This window comes from Pseudonocardia sp. Cha107L01, from assembly GCF_052566575.1.
The window spans coordinates 8,303,066-8,326,160 of record NZ_CP199579.1 but is presented as its reverse complement, the minus strand read 5'-3'; the positions used below and the strand labels follow the sequence as shown (position 1 = coordinate 8,326,160).

18 protein-coding genes are annotated in these 23,095 nt (G+C 71.9%); 10 read left to right on the top strand and 8 right to left on the bottom strand.

All coding sequences use genetic code 11. The features are described 5' to 3' along the window. The first annotated feature begins 30 nt into the window (after nucleotides 1–30). Complete coding sequence (locus tag ACTXG6_RS39255) at nucleotides 31–2,328, top strand: RelA/SpoT family protein (RefSeq protein WP_445190234.1); 2,298 nt, start codon at nucleotides 31–33, stop codon at nucleotides 2,326–2,328. A gap of 807 nt (nucleotides 2,329–3,135) precedes the next feature. On the opposite strand, the gene ACTXG6_RS39250 is transcribed toward ACTXG6_RS39255, so the two are convergent. Next, nucleotides 3,136–4,011, bottom strand: a complete 876-nt coding sequence (locus ACTXG6_RS39250) for a peptidylprolyl isomerase (protein ID WP_445184377.1) — start codon at nucleotides 4,009–4,011, stop codon at nucleotides 3,136–3,138. Nucleotides 4,012–4,194: 183 nt separating this feature from the next. Between ACTXG6_RS39250 and ACTXG6_RS39245 the strand changes: the two genes are divergently transcribed. Next, complete coding sequence (locus tag ACTXG6_RS39245; RefSeq protein ID WP_445184376.1) at nucleotides 4,195–4,899, top strand: MBL fold metallo-hydrolase; 705 nt, start codon at nucleotides 4,195–4,197, stop codon at nucleotides 4,897–4,899. Then, nucleotides 4,896–6,158 (top strand): histidine--tRNA ligase, encoded by a 1,263-nt coding sequence (gene hisS / locus ACTXG6_RS39240; RefSeq protein ID WP_445184375.1) that lies wholly within the window; start codon nucleotides 4,896–4,898, stop codon nucleotides 6,156–6,158. The genes ACTXG6_RS39245 and hisS overlap by 4 nt, the downstream gene beginning before the upstream one ends. Here hisS and ACTXG6_RS39235 read toward each other — a convergent pair. The 4 genes from ACTXG6_RS39235 to ACTXG6_RS39220 all read right to left on the bottom strand — a co-directional run bounded on the left by ACTXG6_RS39235 (nucleotide 6,124) and on the right by ACTXG6_RS39220 (nucleotide 10,044). Continuing rightward, nucleotides 6,124–7,458 (bottom strand): YibE/F family protein, encoded by a 1,335-nt coding sequence (locus ACTXG6_RS39235; RefSeq protein WP_445184374.1) that lies wholly within the window; start codon nucleotides 7,456–7,458, stop codon nucleotides 6,124–6,126. The genes hisS and ACTXG6_RS39235 overlap by 35 nt on opposite strands. A 61-nt stretch (nucleotides 7,459–7,519) precedes the next feature. Further along, complete coding sequence (locus tag ACTXG6_RS39230) at nucleotides 7,520–8,737, bottom strand: serine hydrolase domain-containing protein (RefSeq protein ID WP_445184373.1); 1,218 nt, start codon at nucleotides 8,735–8,737, stop codon at nucleotides 7,520–7,522. 63 nt (nucleotides 8,738–8,800) lie between these two features. Continuing rightward, nucleotides 8,801–9,793, bottom strand: coding sequence for a LysR family substrate-binding domain-containing protein (locus ACTXG6_RS39225; protein WP_445184372.1), 993 nt, complete (start codon nucleotides 9,791–9,793; stop codon nucleotides 8,801–8,803). After that, entirely contained in the window at nucleotides 9,790–10,044 is a 255-nt protein-coding gene (locus ACTXG6_RS39220; protein ID WP_445184371.1) for a hypothetical protein, read from the bottom strand. The genes ACTXG6_RS39225 and ACTXG6_RS39220 overlap by 4 nt, the downstream gene beginning before the upstream one ends. A gap of 151 nt (nucleotides 10,045–10,195) precedes the next feature. On the opposite strand from ACTXG6_RS39220, the gene ACTXG6_RS39215 reads away from it, so the two are divergent. The 7 genes from ACTXG6_RS39215 (at nucleotide 10,196) to ACTXG6_RS39185 (ending at nucleotide 18,963) form a co-directional block, all read left to right on the top strand. Continuing rightward, complete coding sequence (locus tag ACTXG6_RS39215) at nucleotides 10,196–12,280, top strand: intein-containing Rv2578c family radical SAM protein (protein WP_445184370.1); 2,085 nt, start codon at nucleotides 10,196–10,198, stop codon at nucleotides 12,278–12,280. A 100-nt stretch (nucleotides 12,281–12,380) separates the two neighbouring features. Then, complete coding sequence (locus ACTXG6_RS39210) at nucleotides 12,381–12,848, top strand: nucleoside deaminase (RefSeq protein ID WP_445184369.1); 468 nt, start codon at nucleotides 12,381–12,383, stop codon at nucleotides 12,846–12,848. A gap of 87 nt (nucleotides 12,849–12,935) precedes the next feature. Further along, nucleotides 12,936–14,321, top strand: coding sequence for a purine-cytosine permease family protein (locus ACTXG6_RS39205; protein ID WP_445184368.1), 1,386 nt, complete (start codon nucleotides 12,936–12,938; stop codon nucleotides 14,319–14,321). 29 nt (nucleotides 14,322–14,350) lie between these two features. Further along, nucleotides 14,351–14,761, top strand: coding sequence for a PPOX class F420-dependent oxidoreductase (locus ACTXG6_RS39200; protein ID WP_445184367.1), 411 nt, complete (start codon nucleotides 14,351–14,353; stop codon nucleotides 14,759–14,761). Nucleotides 14,762–14,870: 109 nt separating this feature from the next. Next, the gene (aspS, locus tag ACTXG6_RS39195; RefSeq protein ID WP_445184366.1) at nucleotides 14,871–16,673 is read left to right on the top strand and encodes an aspartate--tRNA ligase; all 1,803 of its coding nucleotides are present in this window, start codon (nucleotides 14,871–14,873) and stop codon (nucleotides 16,671–16,673) included. A 125-nt stretch (nucleotides 16,674–16,798) separates the two neighbouring features. After that, nucleotides 16,799–18,040 carry a hypothetical protein gene (locus tag ACTXG6_RS39190; RefSeq protein ID WP_445184365.1) on the top strand — a complete coding sequence of 414 codons (1,242 nt, stop codon included), beginning with the start codon at nucleotides 16,799–16,801 and terminating at the stop codon, nucleotides 18,038–18,040. Nucleotides 18,041–18,141: 101 nt separating this feature from the next. Next, nucleotides 18,142–18,963, top strand: a complete 822-nt coding sequence (locus tag ACTXG6_RS39185; protein ID WP_445184364.1) for an SGNH/GDSL hydrolase family protein — start codon at nucleotides 18,142–18,144, stop codon at nucleotides 18,961–18,963. A gap of 645 nt (nucleotides 18,964–19,608) precedes the next feature. Here the strand turns inward: ACTXG6_RS39185 and ACTXG6_RS39180 are convergent. From ACTXG6_RS39180 to ACTXG6_RS39170, 3 genes are all read right to left on the bottom strand, one after another. Next, nucleotides 19,609–21,201 carry a DUF2637 domain-containing protein gene (locus ACTXG6_RS39180; protein WP_445184363.1) on the bottom strand — a complete coding sequence of 531 codons (1,593 nt, stop codon included), beginning with the start codon at nucleotides 21,199–21,201 and terminating at the stop codon, nucleotides 19,609–19,611. A 181-nt stretch (nucleotides 21,202–21,382) separates the two neighbouring features. Continuing rightward, entirely contained in the window at nucleotides 21,383–22,540 is a 1,158-nt protein-coding gene (locus ACTXG6_RS39175) for an aminotransferase class I/II-fold pyridoxal phosphate-dependent enzyme (protein ID WP_445184362.1), read from the bottom strand. A gap of 13 nt (nucleotides 22,541–22,553) precedes the next feature. After that, nucleotides 22,554–23,054: an Lrp/AsnC family transcriptional regulator gene (locus ACTXG6_RS39170; RefSeq protein ID WP_445184361.1), complete on the bottom strand. Its 501-nt coding sequence runs from the start codon at nucleotides 23,052–23,054 to the stop codon at nucleotides 22,554–22,556. Between the last annotated feature and the right edge of the window lie 41 nt (nucleotides 23,055–23,095).

The window sequence follows — 23,095 nt, the reverse complement described above, 5'->3', positions numbered from 1 at the left end:
CGCGTGAGTACCGTTGAGCGTCAACCGGCCGTGCCGGCCGAGACCGCGCCGCCCGCTGCTCCCGCCCGACCGTCGGCCACCCGCCGGGTGCGGGCCCGCATCGCGCGGCGCATCTCCTCGCCGCGTGCGGGCGCGGTCAAACCGGTGCTGGAGCCGTTGGCCGCCGTGCACCGCCAGGTCCACCCGAACGCCGACCTCGCACTGTTGCAGCAGGCCTACGACGTGGCCGAGGAGCGGCACGGGGACCAGAAGCGCAAGTCCGGCGACCCCTACATCACCCACCCGCTCGCGGTCGCGACCATCCTGGCCGAGCTGGGCATGGACACCACCACGCTGGTCGCCGCGCTGCTGCACGACACCGTCGAGGACACCGGCTACCTGCTCGAGGAGCTGGGTGCCGACTTCGGCGAGGAGGTCGCGCACCTGGTCGACGGCGTCACCAAGCTGGACAAGGTCAAGCTCGGCGCGGCGGCCGAGGCCGAGACCATCCGCAAGATGGTGGTCGCGATGGCCCGGGACCCCCGGGTGCTGGTGATCAAGCTGTCGGACCGGCTGCACAACATGCGCACGATGCGCTTCCTGCCGCCGGAGAAGCAGGCCCGCAAGGCGCGCGAGACGCTCGAGGTGTTCGCCCCGCTGGCCCACCGCCTCGGCATGGCCACGGTCAAGTGGGAGCTGGAGGACCTGGCCTTCGCGCTGCTGCACCCGAAGAAGTACGACGAGATCGTCCGGCTGGTTGCCGACCGCGCGCCGTCCCGGGACACCTACCTGCGCCAGGTCATCGACGAGGTGAACGCGCAGCTCGACGGCGCGCGGATCGCCGCGACCGTCGAGGGCCGGCCCAAGCAGTACTACTCGATCTACCGCAAGATGATCGTCAAGGGCAAGGACTTCGACGACATCCACGACCTGGTGGGTGTGCGGATCCAGGTCGACGACGTGCGGGACTGCTACGCCGCGATGGGCATGGTGCACGCGCTGTGGCAGCCGATGCCCGGCCGCTTCAAGGACTACATCGCGCAGCCCCGGTTCGGGGTCTACCAGTCGCTGCACACCACGGTGATCGGGCCGGACGGCAAGCCGCTCGAGGTGCAGATCCGGACCAGGGACATGCACCGTACGGCGGAGTACGGCATCGCCGCGCACTGGCGCTACAAGGAGACCAGGGGCACCCACACCGGGCAGGCCGTCGAGGTCGACGAGATGGGCTGGATGCGCCAGCTGCTCGACTGGCAGCGCGAGGCGGCCGACCCGGGGGAGTTCCTCGAGTCGCTGCGCTACGACCTGGCTACCCGGGAGATCTTCGTCTTCACCCCCAAGGGCGACGTGGTCACCCTGCCGTCCGGTTCCACCCCCGTCGACTTCGCCTACGCGGTGCACACCGAGGTCGGGCACCGCTGCATCGGGTCGCGGGTGAACGGGCGCCTGGTCGCGCTCGAGCGCAAGCTGGAGAATGGCGAAGTCGTCGAGATCTTCACCTCGAAGGCCGGCGGCGCCGGACCCAGCCAGGACTGGCTGACCTTCGTGGCCTCACCGAGGGCCAAGGCGAAGATCCGGCACTGGTTCGCCAAGGAACGCCGCGAGGAGGCCATCGAGGCGGGCAAGGAGGCCATCGCCAGGGAGGCCCGCCGCACCGGCATGCCGCTGCAGCGCCTCGCCTCGGCCGACTCGATGGCCGCGCTGTCCCGGGAGCTGCACTACCCGGACCTGTCCGGGCTGTACGCGGCGGTGGGGGAGAGCCACGCGTCCGCCAAGCACGTGGTGGCCCGGCTGGTCGCGCTGCTCGGCGGCGTCGAGGACGCGGAGGAGGAGCTCGCCGAGCGGGCCACCCCGTCCACGGTGCAGCGCCGCAGGGCGAGCGGCGACTCGGGTGTCGCCGTGGTCGGCGATGCCGGCGGCATGACCGACGTGTGGGTCAAGCTGGCCCGCTGCTGCACCCCGGTGCCCGGCGACGAGATCATCGGCTTCGTCACCCGCGGCGGCGCGGTCAGCGTGCACCGCTCGGACTGCACCAACTCCGACTCGCTGCGCGGCCAGAGCGAGCGCCTGGTCGAGGTCGAGTGGCACGCGTCGCCGAGCGCGATGTTCCTGGTCAGCATCCAGGTCGAGGCACTGGACCGGCACCGGCTGCTGTCCGACGTGACGAAGGTGCTGGCGGACGAGAAGGTCAACATCCTGTCCGCGTCGGTGACCACCTCGCGGGACCGGGTGGCGGTGTCCCGGTTCGCCTTCGAGATGGGCGACCCGAAGCACCTCGGCCACCTGCTGCGGGTGGTCCGCAACGTCGAGGGCGTGTACGACGTGTACCGGGTGACCTCGGCGCGGTAGGTCGGCCGCCGGGCCCAGGGCGGGGTCCGGGCGGGCTGGGCCGGGTTGGGTGGGCGGTGGTCCGGTTGGCCGGGCCCGTGGGAGCTCGCTAGGTCGGTGGCGCGGGAGCGCGGTGGCGCGGGCCTGGTAGGTCGGTGGGCCGGGGAGGGTTGTCGGCCTGTCGCGGGGTGGGGCGGGGGCGTGGTAGGTCGGTGGGCCGGGGAGGGTTGTCGGCCGGTCGCGGGGTGGGGCGGGGGCGTGGTAGGTCGGTGGGCCCGGGATGGGTTGTCGGCCGGTCGCGCGGTGGCGCGGGGGCGTGGTAGGTCGGTGGGCCCGGGATGGGTTGTCGGCCGGTCGCGGGGTGGGGCGGGGGCCTGGTAGGTCGGTGGGCCGGGATGGGTTGTCGGCCGGTCGCGGGGTGGGGCGGGGGCCTGGTAGGTCGGTCGGCCGGGATGGGTTGTCGGCCGGTCGCGCGGTGGCGCGGGGGCCTGGTACGTGGGTGGCGTGGTTGGGCGCTGTGCCCTGAGCTGCTGCGCGCTCAATCTGGCGGCGTAAGGCGCCATTTCGTGATCAAAGTAACGTCAGGCTGGTTTCTGAGCTCCAAAACAGGCCTGACGTTACGTTGACCATGAATTAAGCCCCAGAGTCTGACTCCCGTGTACCTCGTGTTATTCCCGCGCACGTTCCGTAGTTCCCGCGCACCTTACGACCGCACGTCGCGCACTTGCCGTGGACGTCGCGCATGGTGCGGACTGCGCGAGAAGCACGCGAGTGCGCGGCGTCGAGGCTGAGTTGGCGCGGCCACCGGAGCAGCGAACGCGGCCCCGGTCAGCTGACGGTGACCTTGGTGATGGTGACGGCCATGTTGGGCTTGCCGCCGCCGGGGTTGGGGTCGAGCGAGCCGTCGTCGCCGGCCTTGGCGACCTTGTCCAGCACTGGCAGCGAGGCCGGTGTGATGTAGCCGAACACGGTGTAGTCCGGGGTCAGCGCCGAGGCATCGCCGTAGATCATGAAGAACTGGCTGCCGTTGGTGTTCGGCCCGGCGTTGGCCATTGCCAGGTAGCCCCGGCCGTAGGTCAGCTGCGGGTAGGTCTCGTCGGCGAACGAGTAGCCGGGGCCACCGCTGCCGGTGCCGGTCGGGTCACCGCACTGCAGTACCTGCAGGCCGGGTGAGGTGGTCAGCCGGTGGCAGGAGGTGTTGTTGAAGTAGCCCTGCTTGGCCAGGCTGACGAAGCTGTTCACCGTGCACGGTGCCAGGTCGCGGTCCAGGGTCATGTCGATCTGGCCGGCGCTGGTGGCCAGCGCGACCGGCGCGGTGCCCCGGGCACTGACGTTGGCGCCGGGTGGCGCCTGGGCCGGCCGGGCGGCCTGGCCGTCGGGCTTGTAGGTGCAGTTCACCGACGCGGGGAACGCCGTCGGGCGCTTCAGCGGCGGCGCGATCTGCGTCGGGATGTTGACCGGGGCGGCGGGGGGCGGCGTGGCGTTCGCGGCGGTGCTCGGCGGGGCGGCGCTGTTGGCGGCCGGCGGGGTGGAGCCACCGCCGAGGGTGCTGAACAGCACCACCGCGGCGACCACCGCGACCACGACGACCACAGCGGTGATCGCCGCGGTCTTCTTGCGGCGCTTCGACCGGTCGTTCCGGCGTTCCTGCTGGCGCTGGAGCTTGCGCTTGGCTGCTTCCCGGCGCTGCTGGTTCGTCGTCACCGCTGAACGTCCTCCCATACCCCACTGCTCGATCTGCGCACTCGGGCCCGGCGAATGACGGGGCACTCGTTCGGCGCGGTCGGTCGCTCACCGATGCCGGCCCGAGGCAACGCCGCAGCTTAGCGAGCGGGCGCTGAGTGGCCGCGGCGCGGTGGCCGCGGCTGCAGGCCTTAGGCTGGCCTGGTGTTGATTGCAGGCTTTCCCGCTGGCGCGTTCCAGACCAACTGCTTTGTGGTCGCCGCCGCCGCCGGCGAACCCTGCGTGGTGGTAGACCCTGGTCAGGACGCGGTCGAGCCGCTGACCGAGCTGCTCGCCGAGCACCGGCTGAACCCCGTCGCGGTGCTGCTCACGCACGGCCATTTCGACCACACGTTCAGCGTCGCGCCGGTGTGCGACGGTCACGACATCCCGGCCTGGATCCATCCGGACGACCGGGACCTGCTGGCCGATCCGCTGAAGGGTCTCAGCGCCGACGCGGCCGCGTTCTTCGGCGGCCGCCTGGAGATGCGCGAGCCCCGGGAGGTCCGCCCGCTCGACGACGGCGCGGTGCTGGACCTAGCCGGGCTGCGGCTGACCGTGGACCACACGCCCGGCCACACGCCAGGCTCGGTGATCTTCAGCGGCACCACCGGGGAGGGCGCCGAGCTGATCCTGGCCGGGGACACGCTGTTCGCCGGGTCGATCGGGCGCACCGACCTGCCCGGCGGTGACCACCGGCTGATGCTGGCCAGCCTGCGCGACAAGCTGTTGACCCGCGACGACGCCACCCTGGTGCTGCCCGGGCACGGCCCGACCACCACGATCGGCCGGGAGCGGGGCAGCAACCCGTTCCTGCGCGACCTGGCGCCGAGCGCCGATCCGGACCTGACAGTGAGACGAGGACTGTGAGCACGTTCGCTGCCCCCAAGGGCATCCCGGAGTACTACCCGCCGGACTCGGCGGCGTTCGTCGCGGTGCGGTCCGCCCTGATCACCGCCGCCGACCGGGCCGGTTACGCGTCCATCGAGCTGCCGATCTTCGAGGACACCGCGCTCTATGCCCGCGGCGTCGGCGCGTCGACCGACGTGGTCAGCAAGGAGATGTACACCTTCGCCGACCGGGGCGGCCGGTCGGTGACGCTGCGCCCGGAGGGCACCGCCGGCGTCGTCCGCGCGGTGATCGAGCACGGGCTTGACCGGGGCACTCTGCCGGTCAAGCTGTCCTACAGCGGCCCGTTCTTCCGGTACGAGCGCCCGCAGGCCGGCCGGTACCGGCAGCTGCAGCAGGTCGGCGTCGAGGCGATCGGCGTGGACGACCCGGCGCTGGACGCCGAGGTGATCGCGGTGGCCGACGCCGGGTTCCGGGCGGTCGGGCTGACCGGGTTCCGCCTCGAGCTGACCTCGCTGGGCGACGACACCTGCCGCCCGGCCTACCGCGAGCTGCTGCAGGCGTTCCTGCGCGCGCTGCCGCTGGACGACGAGACCAGGGCGCGCGCCGAGCTGAACCCGCTGCGCGTGCTGGACGACAAGCGCCCCGAGGTGCGGGCGCTGATGGCCGACGCGCCGCTCATGGTCGACCACCTCTCCGACGCCTGCCGGGAGCACTACGAGCAGGTCAAGCTGCACCTGGACGACCTCGGCGTGCCCTACGTCGAGAACCCCCGGATGGTGCGCGGGCTGGACTACTACACGAAGACCACGTTCGAGTTCGTGCACGACGGCCTGGGCGCGCAGTCCGGCATCGGCGGCGGCGGGCGCTACGACGGGCTGATGGCCGAGCTGGGCGGGCAGCCGCTGTCCGGGGTCGGCTTCGGCATCGGGGTGGACCGCACGCTGCTGGCCTCCCGCGCCGAGGGGCTGACCGTGGCCGACCCGGCGCGCTGCGACGTGTTCTGCGTGCCGCTGGGGGAGAAGGCGAAGCGGCGGCTGGTCGCGCTGGCCGGCGAGCTGCGGGCCGCCGGGGTGCGGGTGGACCTGGCCTACGGCGGGCGCGGGCTGAAGGGCGCGATGAAGGCGGCCGACCGCTCCGGTGCCCGGTTCGCCCTGGTCCTCGGCGAGCGAGACCTGGACGCCGGCACCATCGGGGTGAAGAACCTGGGCGACGGCACCCAGGTCGACGTCGCGCTGGAGCAGGTCAGCCAGCGGGTGACGGAGCTGGTTCGCGGCTAGCCACCAGCGCCGCCACCCCGGTGGTGATCGGCACCGAGGCGACCAGCCCGATGCTGCCGACCAGGGTGCGGACCAGCTCGCTGGCCACGTCCTGGGCACTCATCGACTGGCCGAGGCTCAACCCGGACACGCTGAAGAACAGCAGCAGCGGCAGTGAGGCGCCGGCGTAGGCGAGCACCAGGGTGTTCACCGCCGAGGAGATGTGGTCGCGGCCGATCCGCATCGCGGCGGCGAACAGTTCACCCGGGCTGAGCAGGGAGTTCGCCCGCCGCAGCTCCCACACCGCGCTGGTCTGCGTCACCGTGACGTCGTCCAGCACACCGAGGGCGCCGATCACGAAGCCGGCGAGCAACAGGCCACGCGGGTCCAGGCGCGTGCCGTTGCCCAGTGCCGCGACGAGGTTCTGTGTCGAGTCGTCCAGGCCGGTGAGCTGGGCGGCGGTGGTGAAGATTGCGCTGAGCACCCCGATCAGGCCCAGGCTGACCAGGGTGCCGAGGACCGCCGTGGACGTCCGCGCCGACAACCCGTGGCTCAGGTAGAGCACCGCGAACATGATCAGGCAGGCGCCGACCAGTGCGACCGCGAGCGGGCCGCGGCCGTCCAGGATCGCCGGCAGCATGAACATGATCAGGACCACAAAACTGACGCCGAGCGCGACCAGGGCGGCCACCCCGCGCCAACGGCCGAGCAGGATCACCGCGGCGGCGAACAGCAGCCCGAGCACCCACAGCGAGGTGCTCCGCTGGAAGTCGGCCACCTGGTAGGACCCGGTGTCGTTCGGGTCGCCGCCGCCGTACTGCAGGACGACCTTGTCGCCGACCCGGTACTTAGGGCTGGTCGGCTCCACCGGGAACACGCTGACGATGCCGTGCCCGGCGGCCGCGCCGTCGGTCATCATCAGGCTCAGCGCCACACAGTCCTGGGGGCCCTGTTTCTGGCCGGGGGCGGCTTGGCTGCAGTCCGCCGGGGTGACCGCCGCGACGTCGGCGTCGACGATCTGCTGGCGCGCGCCCGGTACCGGCGGCACGCCGCTGAACGGGTAGAGCAGCAGCACGCCGACCACACTGGCGATCGCGCACGGCACCAGGAACACCGCGAGCAGGATCCGGACCCGGCGGCTGGCCGGTGCCGCCGGACCGTGCCCGTGGCCATGACCGTATCCGTGGTCGTGCCCGGCGGACGGGTTCTGGCGGGTGACCGGGGCCTGGGGGGCGGTCAGCGCGTCGTCGGGCTCCGTCGTGGGCCACGATCGCGACGGTGCCTCAGTGGCGGGTCGGCGCTCGCGACCGTGGCGTCCCATGCCGGCATCCTCGCAATGCCCGGCTGAGACGCCCCCCGGCCCCCTGCCGAAGGACGCGGTGTCAGTCGGCGATCGCGGCGTAGGCGCAGGTCCAGAAGTCCCGCCGGATCGCCGGCCCGGCGGGCGAGGTGAACGTGCTCTGGGTCAGCAGCACGCCGATCAGCCCCTCGTCCGGGTCGCAGTACCAGGAGGTGCCGACGCCACCGTCCCAGCCGAAGCCGCCGGGCTCCCCCGGCCGCCACTGGTTGATCACGGACAGGCCGAGCCCCCAGCCGCAGTGGTCGAAACCCCACACCTCGGGGGTGGACGCCGCCTTCTGCTCGGTGGAGAGCTGGTCGACGAGCATGGCCCGCACCGTCGGCCGGGACAGCAGCCGCCCGCCCGGGTAGCCGCCGTCGGCGAGCATCATCCGGCCGAACGCAGCCAGGTCCGCCGCCGTGGACACCAGCCCGCCGGCACCGGAGGCGAACGGCGGGGGCTGCCGCCACTGGCTGTCCGCCACCCCGTCCAGCAGCCTGAGCTTGCCGGTCCCCGGGTCGGTGTCGTAGCTGGTGGCGAGGCGGGACAGCTTCCCGGGCGGCACGCTGAACCCGGTGTCCACCATGCCGAGCGGTTCGAAGATGCGCTGCCGCAGCAGCTCCGGCAGCGGTTGGCCGGCGGCCCGCGCGAGGAGGATGCCGAGCACGTCGGCGCCGGTGTTGTACATCCAGCGCTCGCCGGGCTGGTGCATCAGCGGCAGCTCGCCGAGGCGGCGCAGCCACTCGTCGGTTTCCGGGCCCTCGGCGGGTGTGGGCGGCGCGGTACCGCCGAGCTGCCGCTCCGACCAGGCCCGCTGGATCGGGAGGCTGTCCGGCGCCGCCAGGACCACGCCGAACCCCAGCTGGAAGGTGAGCAGGTCCCGCACGGTGATCGGCCGGTTCGCCGGCACCGTGTCGTCGAGCGGGCCGTCGATCCGGCGCAGCACCTGCCGGTCGGCGAGCTCGGGCAACAGCTCGTCGACCGGGTCGTCCAGTCCGAGCACGCAGTCCTCGACGAGCATCATGGCGGCGACCGCGGTGATCGGCTTGGTCACCGAGGCGATCCGGAAGATGGTGTCCGCGCGCATCGGGTCGGCGCGGTCCAGCGCGGTGTGCCCGACCGACTCCAGGTGGGTCTGGCCGCGCCGCTCGAGGTAGTAGACGACGCCGGAGACCGCCTCCCGCTCGACGTGGCCGGCCATCACCCGGTGCAGATGCGCCAGCCGTGCCGGGGACAGGGCGGCGGGTCGAGCTGTGCTCACGGTGACCTCCATGCGGGTAGGTCGGGGCGGGGAGCCGGAACCGGACACGTCATCCCGAGGGAATCAGCCCGCCGGTTCCGGCGGCAGGAAGGCGCCGGTGTCGCGGAGCTCGCGGACGACGTCGACGAGCAGGGGGACCGACGGGTTGGTGGTGTCGCGGCGCCAGATCAGGCTGACGTCGACGTGCGGGCTGGGCTCGGTGAACGGGCGGTACACGACCCCCTCGGTCGGGTTGGCGGCGGCGGCGCTGGGGACCGTGACGCCGATGGCGGAGCCGGCGAGTACCAGCGGGAGCATCCGGTCGAGGTTGGACACGTATTGGTGGACGGTGACGCTCACGCCGCGTGCCGTGAGCTGACTGATGACCCGGTCGTGCAGGTACGGGTTGACCTCGCGGGGCACGACGAGCAGCGGCTGGTGGGACAGGTGCACCGGGTCCACGGCCGGTGCGGCGGCGAGCGGATGCTCGGCCGCGAGCGCGACCACGAGCGGTTCGCGGGAGACCAGCAGGGCGGTGAGATCACCGGTGAGCTCGGGCGTCCAACCGAAGCCGAGGTCGAGGCGCCGGTCGGTGAGTGCCGCCAACTGCTCCGGGGTGGTCATCGGCTGGGGTTGCACCCGGGCGGACGGCGCGCGGCGGCCGAGCCGCGGGACGGCGAGCTGGATGAGCCGGGAGCCCAGGTCCTCGGCGTAGCCGAAGCGGACCTCACCGGCGTGTCCCTGGGCGGCGAGGCGGCCCACCTCCAGCGCGTGCCGGGCGGTGGCCAGCACGCGGCGGGCCTCCGGGAGGAACTCGTCGCCGAGGCGCTGTTCGATGAACGCGATAGCGCGCCGCAGGGTCGTGCTGGTGGCGTCCTGGCGATCCGGTGCGGTGGGGTCGAGGATGGCGGTGTTGGGGAACGTGGTCAGCACGGTCGCGGCCAACAGCCGGGCGGCGTTGCCGGTGATCAGTGGCTGCGCCGCGGCCTCGGAGTTGTCGAGCACGTCGTGCAGGAACGTGACCGTGCGCTGCCACTGCAGCGCGGCCAGGGCGGACCTGGGCTGGAGACTGGTCAACCGGATCGGGCCGGGAACGCGGTCGGGCGAGGCGAGTCCAGCGGCTCCTGCCGCACGCACATGTGGAGGGGCAACCACACGTCGTCGATGGCGAATGAACCGCCGTCGACTCGGGTGTGCCGATGCAGGTATCCGTCCCGCGCGCCGCTGACCCGCAGGCTCGTTCGGTAGACGCGGCTGAGATAGTCGATCGCGCGGTCCGGGTCCGTCGTACTGAACTCGATCCGCCCCACCGCCACCGGTGTCGTCATCGCTGGCCGCTCCTTTGGAAGATCCGGAGCCGCTCCCCCTCCCACGTCGCTTCCAGCGCGGAATTTTCGACCTTAGTCCCGGTGGCCGGCAAAACGAAGGACATGGGCGCACCGGATTGCACCTGATGCGAACATATGTTCGAATAGAGGCATGCGGTGGGGTAACCAGGAGGTCGGGGCGGACGGGGTCGGTTCCGCCGCGGTGCTGCCCGGGATGGGTGGCTATCTGCGTTCGGTCCGCACGCCGGAGTTCGCGGGGATGGTGTTCCACGAGGTGGAGGCCCGCTCGGCGTTGAACAAGGTGCCCGCCGGTGCGATGCCGTTCGGCTGGACGATCAACCCGTACCGGGGCTGCAGCCATGCGTGCACCTACTGCGCGGTCGGTGAGACGCCAGTGCTGCTCGCTGACGGACGTGTCCGCGCGCTCGCCGAACTGCGGGTCGGGGACGAGATCTATGGGACCGAGCGGCGTGGCCCGTACCGCCGGTATGTGCGGACGACCGTCCTCGCTCATTGGGCGACAGTAAAGACGGCCTTTCGAGTCACCCTCGCGGACGGAACAGAGCTTGTCACCAGCGGTGATCACCGCTTTCTCACCGAGCGGGGTTGGAAGCACGTCACCGGTGGGATGTGTGGCGCGGGGAGGCGCCCCTACCTGACCACCGGCAACTCTTTGCTGGGTACCGGCAGATTCGCCGCCGGGCCGACGAAGTCCGAGTCCTACGAACGCGGTTACCTGTTCGGGATGATCCAGGGTGACGGACATGTCGGCAGCTACTCGTATGAGCGGCCCGGGCGTGGGCCCGCCGACGTTCACCGTTTCCGGCTGGCCCTGGTCGACGGAGAGGCGCTCCGGCGGTCCCGCTTCTACCTCGCGGACCACGGGGTGCCGACGGATGAGTTCGCCTTCGCCGCGGCGAAGGGAGCGCGACGCCCTATCAACGCCATTCGCAACCAGTCCAGGCGCGGTGTGGAAACGGTACGCGGCCTGCTCCGGTGGCCTACGGTGCCGGACGAGGACTGGATACGGGGCTTTCTGGCGGGGATCTTCGACGCCGAAGGCAGCTGCTCGCGGGGCATTCTCCGTATCTCCAACGCCGATCCGGACATCATCGGATGGACGGTCGGAGCGCTGAACAGACTCGGTTTCCGCTGGGTCGAGGATGTCGTGAAGGCGAACGGTGTTCGGACCATCCGCCTCCTCGGTGGCCAGGTCGACCGAATGCGGTTCTTCCATGCGGTCGACCCGGCGATCACTCGAAAACGGGACACCGAGGGTGAGGCAATCAAGAACGATGCCAACCTGGGCGTGGTCGGGATCGAGCCGCTAGGACTCACACTGCCGATGTACGACATCACAACAGGCACCGGCGACTTCGTCGCCGACGGCGTGGTCAGCCATAACTGCTTCGCTCGGAACACGCACACCTACCTGGACCTGGACGCGGGGGAGGACTTCAACAGGCAGGTGGTGGTGAAGGTCAACGTGGCCAGGGTGCTGGAGCACGAGCTGCGGTCCCGGCGGTGGGGTCGTGAGCACGTCGCGATGGGCACCAACACCGATCCGTATCAGCGCGCGGAGGGTCGGTACCGGTTGATGCCGGGGGTGATCAGGGCGTTGGCCCGCTCCGGCACACCGTTCTCGGTGCTCACCAAGGGCACCCTGCTCGCCAGGGACCTACCGCTGCTCGCCTCGGTGTCGGCGGACGTGTCGGTGGGGCTGGGTGTGTCGATCGCGCTGGCCGACCGGGAGCTGCAGGCCAGCCTCGAGCCGGGCACACCGTCGCCGGCGGCCCGGTTGGAGCTGGTGCGCCGGTTGACCGACGCCGGGCTGTCCTGCGGGGTGATGGTGGCCCCGGTGCTGCCGCTGCTCACCGACTCGACCGAGGCGCTCGACGAGCTGCTCGGCCAGATCGCCTCGGCCGGCGCCAGCGGAGCCACGGTGCTCGCCCTGCACCTGCGCCCGGGCACCCGGGAGTGGTTCCTGGGTTGGTTGGCCAAGTCGTACCCGGGGCTGCTGGAGCCGTACCGGCGGCTCTACGCCCGGGGTGCCTATGTCGACCGGCGCTACCGGGAGGCGCTGGGCGCCCGGGTGGGGCCACTGCTGCGCCGGCACGGGCTGGCCCGCCCAGGCGCGTCCGGCGGGATGCCGGGCGACGGTGCGGCCAGTTTCCCCTCGGGGGTGATTGGCCCCGGGCCGACGACCGGAGGGGGTGAACAGTTGGCGTTGTTGTAGCCGCAACCACCTGACGGACGGCACGTGATGCTGGCCAAATTTACCCGATCGAAGCACTCCGACCATTGCGTCAGCGGGATCGGTCGCTGAGGGTATGCCCATGGTTCAGCTCAGCGCCACGGACCCGACGACGCTGCTCGCGGTGGCTCTCGAGGAAGCCCGGGCCGGCCTCGCCGAGGGTGGGGTGCCCATCGGGGCCGCCCTGTTCGACCGGTCCGGCCAGCTGCTCGGTCGGGGGCATAACCGCCGTGTGCAGGACGACGACCCCTCGATGCACGCGGAGACGGCGGCGTTCCGCAATGCCGGCCGCCGCCCCGGCTACTCCGACACGATCATGGTCACCACGCTCTCGCCGTGCTGGTACTGCAGCGGGCTGGTCCGCCAGTTCGGCATCGGCGAGGTGATCGTGGGGGAGAACCGCACCTTCTACGGCGGCCAGGACTGGCTGGCTGAGCACGGGGTTCGGGTCACCACGCTGGACGACCCCCGCTGTGTGGGGCTGATGACCGAGTTCATCGCCGCCCGGCCGGACCTGTGGTTCGAGGACATCGGCGAGGAGACATCGTGACGGTGCTGAAGGACTCCCTGCGAGCGAAATTGGCGGCGATCTCCGTTGGCTGACCTGACGACAGACTCTGTGGACTCGACCGGTGCGGTGGCTGGCGAACCCGTCCGGCCCGGTGTCTACGGGGACAAGATCGGCGCCGTCGAGCCCGGCGGGGTGGAGTTCATCCCCACCGGTGACCGGCACGGCCGGCCGCTGCAGCTGCTGTGGACCTGGACCTCGCCGAACCTCGAGTTCGCCACCGTCTTCCTCGGCATCCTCGCGGTCGGGGTGTTCGGCCTCGGTTTCTGGCAGGCGGTGCTGGCCCTGCTGATCGGCAACGTGCTGGGTTCGCTGTCCCACGGCGTGCTCTCCGCGCGCGGGCCGAAGCACGGCGTACCGCAGATGGTGCTCAGCCGGGTGAGCTTCGGCTTCTTCGGCAACGCGCTGCCGGCCGGGCTGAACTCGATCACCGCCGGCGTCGGCTGGTTCGCGGTCAACAGCGTGAGCGGTGCCTTCGCGCTGAGCACGCTGACCAAGATGCCGACGCTCCTCGCGCTGGTGATCGTGGTGCTGGCCCAGGTGCTGGTGGCGTTCTTCGGGCACAACCTGGTGCAGGCGTTCGAGAAGTACGCGCTGATCTTCCTCGGCATCGTGTTCCTGATCACCTCGGTGGTGCTGCTGGCCAAGGCGCACCCGGCGGCCGCCAGCCACCCGGTGCCCGGCGGCTTCCTGCTCACCACCGGCGCGGCGTTCGGCTACGCCGCCGGCTGGAACCCCTACGCTGCGGACTACACCCGCTACCTGCCCGCCACGGTCAGCGCCAAGATGACCGGTATCTGGGCCGGGCTCGGGGTGTTCATCTCCTGCATGGTGCTGGAGATCGTCGGCGCGGCCTCGGTCACCGCCAGCGGGATGTCGGACAACCCGACGAGCACCTTCACCGGCCAGCTCCCCGGCTGGCTGGCCGCCCTGACCCTGCTGGCCATCGTGCTCGGTGCCGTCTCAGCGAACGTGATCAACATCTACTCGGGCACAATGTCCTTCCTCACCCTCGGGATCAACCTGCCGCTGACCTTCCGCCGCGCCCTCGTCGCGGTGGTGTTCGGCATCGTCGGCTTCCTGTTGGCCTGGTCCGGCCTGCAGGACGCGGGCAGCAAGTACGAGAGCTTCCTGCTGGTCATCGCCTACTGGATCGGGCCGTGGCTGGGTGTCATGTTCACCGACCAGTACCTGCGCCGGGGCAAGCCGATCGACCAGCTGCTCTACGCGAAGTGGTACCGGAACTGGGCCGGGCCGGTGGCCATGCTGGTCGGCATCGCGGTGTCGGTACCGCTGTTCTCCAACCAGACCGACTTCACCGGCCTGGTCGCCAAGGCGGTGCCGGGGCTCGGGGACATCGCCTTCCTGGTCGGCTTCGTGCTGGCCGCGGCGGTGTACGCGGTGCTGCGGCCGTGGGCCGCGCGCAACTCCGGCGCCGCCCCGACCGACGCCTGAGGTCCTCGCGCGCGACTAGGGTCTGGAGCATGGATCTCGACGAGGCGCGGAAGTACGTGCGGGACCACCACCACGCGGTGCTGGCCACGCTCAAGTCGGACGGCACGCCGCAGCTGTCCCCGGTGACAGCCGGGGTGGACGCCGCCGGGCACATCCTGGTGAGCAGCCGGGAGACCGCCTACAAGGTGCGCAACCTGCGGCGCGACCCCCGGGTCTGGGTGTGCGTGTTCCCGGACGAGTTCTACGGCCGCTGGGTGCAGCTGGAGGGGCGTTCCGAGGTCGTGTCGCTTCCCGATGCGCTGCCCGGGCTGGAGGACTACTACCGGGACATCTCGGGTGAGCACCCGGACTGGGACGACTACCGGGCCGCCATGGTGGCGGAGCGCCGTGTGCTGGTGCGCATCGAGATGACCAAGGCCGGCCCGGACCGTTCCGGCTGACCCACCTGGCACGTTCCTGCCTGACACGTTCCGACAGCTACCCGGTGTCAAGCGCTGAGGCGAAACCTGCTGGCCGACCCCCGGGGGCGGCCAGCTAACCTCACAAACCGTGATTCGTACCCACCCCGCCGGCGCGCTGCGCGCCGAAAATGCAGGTAACACCGTGACGATGGCCGGCTGGGTCGCCCGCCGCCGCGATCACGGCGGGGTGATCTTCATCGATCTGCGGGACGCCTCCGGGGTGTCGCAGGTGGTGTTCCGCGAGGGCGAGATGGCCGAGCGCGCGCACCGGCTGCGCGCCGAGTTCTGTGTCCAGATCACCGGCGAGGTCTCGACCCGCCCGGCCGGCAACGAGAACCCCGAGCTGCCCACCGGCGCGATCGAGGTCACCGCCACCGAGCTGACCGTGCTCAGCGAGTCGGCCCCGCTGCCGTTCCCGCTGGACGAGCACACCGAGGTCGGCGAGGAGATCCGGCTCAAGTACCGCTACCTGGACCTGCGCCGGTCCGGCCCGGCCGCCGCGATCAAGCTGCGCAGCGAGGCCAACCGGATCGCCCGGAACGTGCTGCACGAGCGCGACTTCGTCGAGGTGGAGACCCCGACGCTGACCCGGTCGACCCCGGAGGGCGCCCGCGACTTCCTGGTGCCGGCCCGGCTGCGGCCCGGCTCCTGGTACGCGCTGCCGCAGAGCCCGCAGCTGTTCAAGCAGCTGCTGATGGTCGCCGGGCTGGAGCGGTACTACCAGATCGCCCGCTGCTACCGGGACGAGGACTTCCGGGCCGACCGCCAGCCCGAGTTCACCCAGCTGGACATCGAGGCCAGCTTCGTCACCCAGGACGACATCATCGAGCTGGGCGAGGAGGTCGTGGCCGCGCTCTGGAAGGAGTTGGCCGGCTACGAGGTCCCGCGCCCGATCGCCAGGCTGACCTACGCCGAGGCGATGGCCCGCTACGGCAGCGACAAGCCCGACCTGCGGTTCGACCTCGAGCTGACCGACCTCACCGACTACTTCGCCAACACCGGCTTCCGGGTGTTCCAGAACCCGTACGTCGGCGCCGTGGTGATGCCCGGTGGCGCGTCGCAGGCCCGCCGCCAGCTGGACGCCTGGCAGGAGTGGGCCAAGCAGCGCGGCGCCCGCGGTCTGGCCTACGTGCTGATCGGCGAGGACGGCACGGTCGACGAGCGCGGCCCGGTGGTGAAGAACCTGTCCGACGCCGAGAAGGACGGGCTGGCCAAGGCCGTCGGCGCCCGGTCGGGGGACTGCATCTTCTTCGCCGCCGGTCACCCGTCCGACGCCCGGGCGTTGCTCGGCGCGGCCCGGGGTGAGATCGCCAAGCGGTGCGGCCTGGTGGACGAGAGCGCCTGGTCGTTCGTCTGGGTGGTGGACGCGCCGATGTTCGAGCGGATCCGCGACGACAATGGCAACGAGCTGGGCTGGACCGCCGTGCACCACCCGTTCACCTCGCCCAACGAGGACTGGATGGACCGCTTCGAGGAGGCGCCCGACCAGGCACTGGCCTACGCCTACGACATCGTCTGCAACGGCAACGAGATCGGCGGCGGGTCGATCCGTATCCACCGCTCGGACGTGCAGGAACGGGTGTTCGCGCTGCTCGGCATGGATGAGGCGGAGCAACGGGAGAAGTTCGGCTTCCTGCTCGACGCGTTCAACTACGGCCCGCCGCCGCACGGCGGCATCGCGATCGGCTGGGACCGCACCTGCATGCTGCTCACCGGTGCCGACTCACTGCGCGAGGTGATCGCGTTCCCGAAGAGCGGCGGCGGCTACGACCCGCTCACCTCGGCACCCGCGCCGATCACCCCCGAGCAGCGCAAGGAGGCCGGCATCGACGCGGTACCGGCGAAACCCGAACCCAAGCCTGACCAGGCATCCGGGCCGGCCGCCGGGTAGGAGGGGTCCTGATCAACCCTGGTGGGCATCGTGCTCGCCGCGGTGCCGGTTCTCTGGTTGTCCCGGGCGGGCGGGAATCACGGAAAGGTAGGGCCGGGGCACTCCGGCGGGTAGGGTCGGAGGCGATGATCCGTCCCGCCGCCGGTCCTCGGCCGGCCGACACGACGACGACCTCATTGGTCGTGGTACGCGCACTCAACCTCGCCGAGCAGCTCCTCACACGCCGGTACGGGGCGACTGTGACATTGGCCGACCCGGAGGACCTCGGCGGCGGCAGCGCCCGGTCCGTGGTGTTGCGGGCGCGGGTCGCGGAGAATCCGTTCGGCCTGCCGCGCAGCCTGGTGATCAAGCACTACCAGCGTGACCCCACGCCCGGCCGGGCGGACCGGTTCCGGCACGAGGCGGCCAGCTGCCAGCTGTTCACCGCGCTGTCCGGGGACCGGCCGAGCCCCGAGCTGGTCGCGCACGACCCGGCGAACCGGCTGCTGGTGCTGGAGGACCTTGGCCGCTCGTCCACCCTCGCCGACAAGCTGTTCGGCAGCGACGCCGCCGCGGCCGAACGCTGCCTGCTCACCTGGGCGCGGGCCCTCGGCCGGCTGCATGCGGTCACCGCCGGCCGCGAGCACGACTTCGACGCGCTGCTGCGCCGGATGGGGGAGCGGTCCTGGCGGGACCCGATGGCCGTTGAGGCCCGGATGGCGCTGGCGTCGGTGCCCGAGCTGGTCGCCGCCGAGCTCGGGGTCACCGTCAGCGCGGAGGCCGCGCGGGAGGCGCACGCGACCGCCCGACTGCTCGGCGGCACCCGGTACCGCGCGTTCAGCCCGTCCGACACCTGCCCGGACAACAACCTGGTGACCAGCAGGGGTGTCCGGTTCGTGGACTTCGAGTGGGGCTGCTTCCGGGACGTGATGCTGGACGCGGCGTACACCCGGGTGCCGTTCCCGGGCTGTGAGAGCAGCTTCGCGATGCCGGCCGGCATGCCCGAGGCGATGCTCGCGGCCTGGCGCTCGGAGGTGGTGCAGGTGTGGCCCGACCTCGGCGAGCCGGCCCGGCTGGCCGCCAGGCTGCTGGACGCGCAGCTGCTGTGGGTGTGGCTGTGCACGTTGCAGCTGCTGCCCAAGGCGCTGGCGGAGAACGCGCTGATCGGTCGGGACGCCACCCGCTCGCCGAGGTCGCTGCTCGCGCTGGCGCACTACTGGACGCTGCTCGCCCGGGACGCCGCGATCGGCAACCGGGCCGGCACGGTCGAGCTGGCCGAGTCCATGGTGACGGCGCTGGGCAAGCGCCTCGGCGACGGCCCCGCCGAGCTGCCGCTGTTCCCGGCGTTCCGAAATCGGGCGCTGAACACCCCGAAAGGGCCGCGATAGGCCCGCGAACCGGCCCTGGCACCGACCGTTCGGCAAGCGGTCCACAACGCGTCATCCGGTTATCACCGGGGGTGAGCCCAGACGCGTGATCGTGTGCAGACGTGACCGCTGAGATCATCACTCCGCTGCCGGACCCCGCGTCCGTCGAGCTCTCGAGGGCAGTGCGCAGCCTGGTCGTCCTTGGCGACTCCACCCCGGTCGGTATCGGCGACCCGCTGCCCGGCGGTGGCTGGCGCGGGTTCGGGCCGTTGCTACTCGACTCACTGGGCGAGCGCGACAGTGTGCGCTACGCCAACGTGTCCTTCCCCGGCGCGCGGATGGCGTGCGTGCGCGACCGTCAGCTGGCCGTGGCGCTGCGGTTCCGCCCGGACGTCGCGGTGCTGGTGGTGGGGATGAACGACACGCTGCGCTCGGACTTCGACGCGGCGGGGCTGGACGCCGACTACGACGCGGTGGTGACCGGGCTCCGGGCCGTCGGCGCCACCGTGCTGACCGTCCGGTTCCACGACCACAGCCAGGTGTTCTGGCTGCCCGGCTCGCTGCGCCGCGCGCTGCGCGACCGGATCGGCGAGCTCAACGCGGTCACCGACGCGATCACGGCGCGGCACCGGATCGGCTGCCTCGACCTGCACGAGCTGCCCGGCGGCTACGACCGCGCCACCTGGAGTGTGGACCGGCTGCATCCTTCCGAGCTGGGTCATCGGCTGCTGGCGCGCGGTTTCGGTGAGCTGCTCACCGACGCCGGGTTCGCGGTGCCGAGACCGGTTGGTATGGCCAGGGCCGGCGGGCGTGAGATCAGCGCCGCGCACCACCTGCTGTGGCTGCTGTTCAAGGGCCTGCCGTGGCTGTGGCGGCGCGGGCGTGACCTGGTGCCCTACGCCGCCTCGATCGCCTGGCGGGACCGGCGCCGCTGCCGGGACTAACCGCGCACCGCGGGGCGCGGGGGCGCCGCGCGGGGGCGCCGCGCGGGGGCGCCGCACGGGGGCGCCGCACGGGGGCGCCGCACAGGGGCGCACAGCGCACCGCGCACCGTGCACCGCGCACCCGGTGTGTACGCCGCACATCCACTGCAGCGGGTGTGCGGCGTACGGAACGGGTGTGCGGTCAGCCTCGCGGCTCCAGAGCGAGCGGGTGGCGGCCGCCGCCGCTGGGGGCTGGCCGCCGCTGGGGCTGGCCGCCGCGCGGCGGCACACAGCGTCGTGCGCACCGCGCACCTGGCGTGTGCGCCGCACATCCACTGCAGCGGGTGTGCGGCGTACCGAACGGGTGTGCGGTCAGCCTCGCGGCTCCAGAGCGAGCGGGTGGCCGGCTCGTGGGGCGGCCGCCGACGCCCGGCGGCCGCCAGCCCGGGGCACCGCGTTCTGTTGTTACCGAGCTGCACACCAGGCAGGTTTTTGGCGCTCCCGACCTGCCTCCTGTGTAGTTCGGTAACAAGAGGCCGCCGCCGCCCGCCGCCCGCCGCCGCCCGCCGCCGCCCGCCGCCCGCCGCCGCCCGCCGCCCGCCGCCGCCGCCGCCGGGGCGGCCGGGAACTCCTTGTGGGTGGGGTCAAACGGTGACGGAGGGCGGCCTACCGCCCGCCGATCACGCTGAGCTCGGGATCCTCCACGCCGTCAGTCTCGGCCTGGGCGCGCCGGCTGACCAGCTCCCGGGCCTGACCCAGCAACCGCCGGCCGGTGCGCGGCGCCACGTCGATGTTGAGCAGCTTCGCGACCTGCTCGCCGGTGAGCTCACTGGTGTCCTCGGTGTTGGCCAGGTGCTGGGCCAACTGCACGACCCGGGGATCGATCGGGCGCCGGTCCTGCCCCGAGCCGGAGTCGGTGTCGGTTTCTGAGTCCTGGGCCTGCCGTGCGGGCGTCTGCCGCGCGGGTACCCGCTGCGCCGTCGGCGGGGCCTGGGTGGGCCGGCCGGGTTGTTGCGGTGCCGCCGGAGCGGCGGGTCGCGCGGGCGTCGGGCGCACAGCTGGCATGGCGCCGGGCTGGTTGACCGGTGCCGGTTGGGCGACCGGGGCCGGCTGGGCGACGGCGACGGGCTGGCTGACCGTCGGGCCCGTGGTCCTCGGGTCGGTTACCGGTGGGTGCTCAGTGTGTTGAAAGCTGGCGGTCTGCGCGGGCTCGGCGTACGCGGGCTGGCGGTGATCAGACTCGACGTACTCGGGCTGGGCGTACTCGGGCTGGGCGTACTCGGGCTGGGCGTACTCGGGCTGGGCGTACTCGGGCTGGGCGTACTCGGGCTGGGCGTACTCGGGCTGGGCGTACTCGGGCTGGCCGTACTCGGGCTCGGCGTACCTCGACTCACCGTACGGCGACCGGGCGTACCGGGGCTCGGCGTGCGCGTCGGCGTACGGGGACTCGGCGTACGCGGGCTGGGAGTGCCCGGACTGGGCACGGGCGGGCTCGGCGGGCGGGTGCGCGGCGGCGGGCAGCGCGGTGTCGGCGCGGCCGTTCACCTGGGCGGCGGCCGGCCGGGCCGCCCGGGTCACCGTCGCGGTCGTGGCGGGCCCTGCGGTGGCCCGCGCGGCCGGCACGGCGGTGGCGGTCGGCGGAATGCCCGGCTCGGCGTGCTGCACGTTCTCCGGCCGGGACACCGCGTGGTCCATCGCGGTGATCTCCAGGACCACCGCGCGCCAGGTGCGGAACGTCTGCCAGGGCGCCAGGACGATCCGGATCATCCGGGGGTAGGGCACCGCGACCGGCGGCGGCAGCCCCCGCCGGCGTTGTACCTGGCGGCGGAGCTCGGCGAGCAGTACCTCGAAGGCCAGGTTCGCCGCGATCGGGACCGTCACGCCGAGCACCACGGTGACCATGTCGTGGTTGGCGCGCAGGTACGCCCAGACACCGTTGCTCGCCGACGAGGCCGCGACCGCGACCAGCGTGGCCAGCCGGGCCGGGATCGCCGGCCGGGCATCGAGCGAAGCGGCCCAGGCCACCCCCGCCATCGACACCGCGAACCCGTCGATCACCAGCGGCAGCAGGTGCGGGAACGTGAAGCCCTTGGACGCGGCGAACGCACTCTGCTCCTGGTAGGACCAGACGCACCCGAGGATCCAGACCGAGCCGACCGCGAACAGCGCCGTCCGCATCGGCAGCGAGGCGCTGAACCTGCGCCAGCGCCGCTCAGCACGGCCCGGCGCACGGTTCCATGCGGCGTCGGGGTCCGGCATGGAGATCCCCCCATCTCCGCCACTGAAGACGATCAGTGGTCGGCCATCACTCTAGGGGGTGCCACCGATGCTCTCCACCCGACGGTGCCGTCCCCGCTCACGGACCTGCTCACGGACCTGCTCACGGACCTGCTCACGGACCTGCTCACGAACCTGCTCACGAACCTGCTCACGAACCTGCTCACGAACACTGTCGCAAGAACCGCCCCATTCGTTCCAATGCTTCTTCCAAAAGAGGGAGTGCGGTGGCGTACGAACAGCGGATATGTCCCTCTCCGGGGGCACCGAAGACGTTGCCGGGGACCACCGCGACGCCTTCCGCGTGCAGCAGGCGCTCCGCGAAGGTCTCCGAGTCCAGCCCGCTGGAGCGGATCGACGGGAACGCGTAGAACGCCCCGCCGGGCTCCGGGCAGTCCAGCCCGATCTCGCGCAGGCCCTTGACGAACACCCGGCGCCGGCGGTCGTAGTCGGCCACCATCTCGTCGACCTCGGCACCGGCGGAGGTGAGCGCCTCCACGGCGGCCAGCTGGGACACGTGCGGCGCGCACAGCATCGTGTACTGGTGCATCCGCAGTGCCAGCTCGGCGACCGGTCGCGGCGCGCACAGGTAGCCGACCCGCCAGCCGGTCATCGCGTGCGCCTTGGAGAACCCGCCGAGCAGCACGGTTCGCTCCTTGGCTCCGGGCAGCGAGGGCAGACAGGTGTGCGCGCCGGTGTAGGTCAGCCGGTCGTAGATCTCGTCGGAGATCAGGTACAGGTCGTGCCGGACCGCGAGCTCGACCAGCGCGGCCAGGTCCTCCCGGCTCTGCACCGCGCCCGTCGGGTTGGCCGGGGAGCCGATCAGGATCGCCTTGGTGCGGTCGGTGACGGCGGCCTCGATGGCGTCGATCCGCAGCCGGAAGCCGTCCTCGGCGCTGGTCGGCACCGGGACCGGGCGCCCGCCGGCGAAGGAGACACACGGCCGGTAGGCGACGTAGCAGGGCTCAGGGACGATCACCTCCTCGCCCGGTTCGAGCAGCACCCGCAGGGTCAGGTCCAGTCCCTCCGACACGCCCGCGGTGATCACGCAGTCCCCGTCCGGGGCGTACTCGACCTGGTAGCGGCCGGCCAGCTCGGCGCAGATCAGCTCGCGCAGCCGGAGCAGCCCGGCGTTGGAGGTGTAGGTGGTGGCGCCGTGTTCCAGGGCGAAGATGCCCGCTTCCCGGACCCGCCACGGGGTGACGAAGTCCGGTTCGCCGACGCCGAGTGAGATCACGTCCGCACGCTGCGCGGCGATGTCGAAGAACCGCCGGATACCCGAGGGCGGGCAGGCGGAGATCACGCTGTTCAGCGGCTTCACGGTCGCCGGCCTCTCACGGGACGACCGGCAGCCGGTGGTCGGCATCCGGCTCGAGGAAGGCGTCGCCGTCGCGCTTGTAGGTCTTGAGCACGAAGTGGGTGGCGGTGGAGCGGATCCGGTCGATGGTGGACAGCTTCTGCGAGACGAACTCGCTGATGTCACGCAGGCTGGTGCCGGTCACCGTGCAGCGCAGGTCCTGGCTGCCGGAGACGAGGTAGACCGATCGCACCTCGGGAAAGCGGGAGATCCGCGCGGCCACGTCGTCGAAGCCGACCCCGCGCGACGGCACCAGCGAGACGTCGATGAACGCGGTGATGGTCTCCGGCAGGTCGGTGGGGCCGGCGCTGTTGTACCGGTCCCAGTCCACCACCGCCTTGTACCGGCGGATGATGCCGGCTGCCTCCCATGCGCTGATCCGCTCCCGGACGGTCTCCTCCGGGATGTCGGTCATGGTGGCGATCCGCTCGGCGGTCGCGTGCCCGTCACGGGCCAGGATGTCCAGGATCTCGCGCACGGACCCGACCTTAACCGCGACCCCGATCGGCCCCGTTGCCG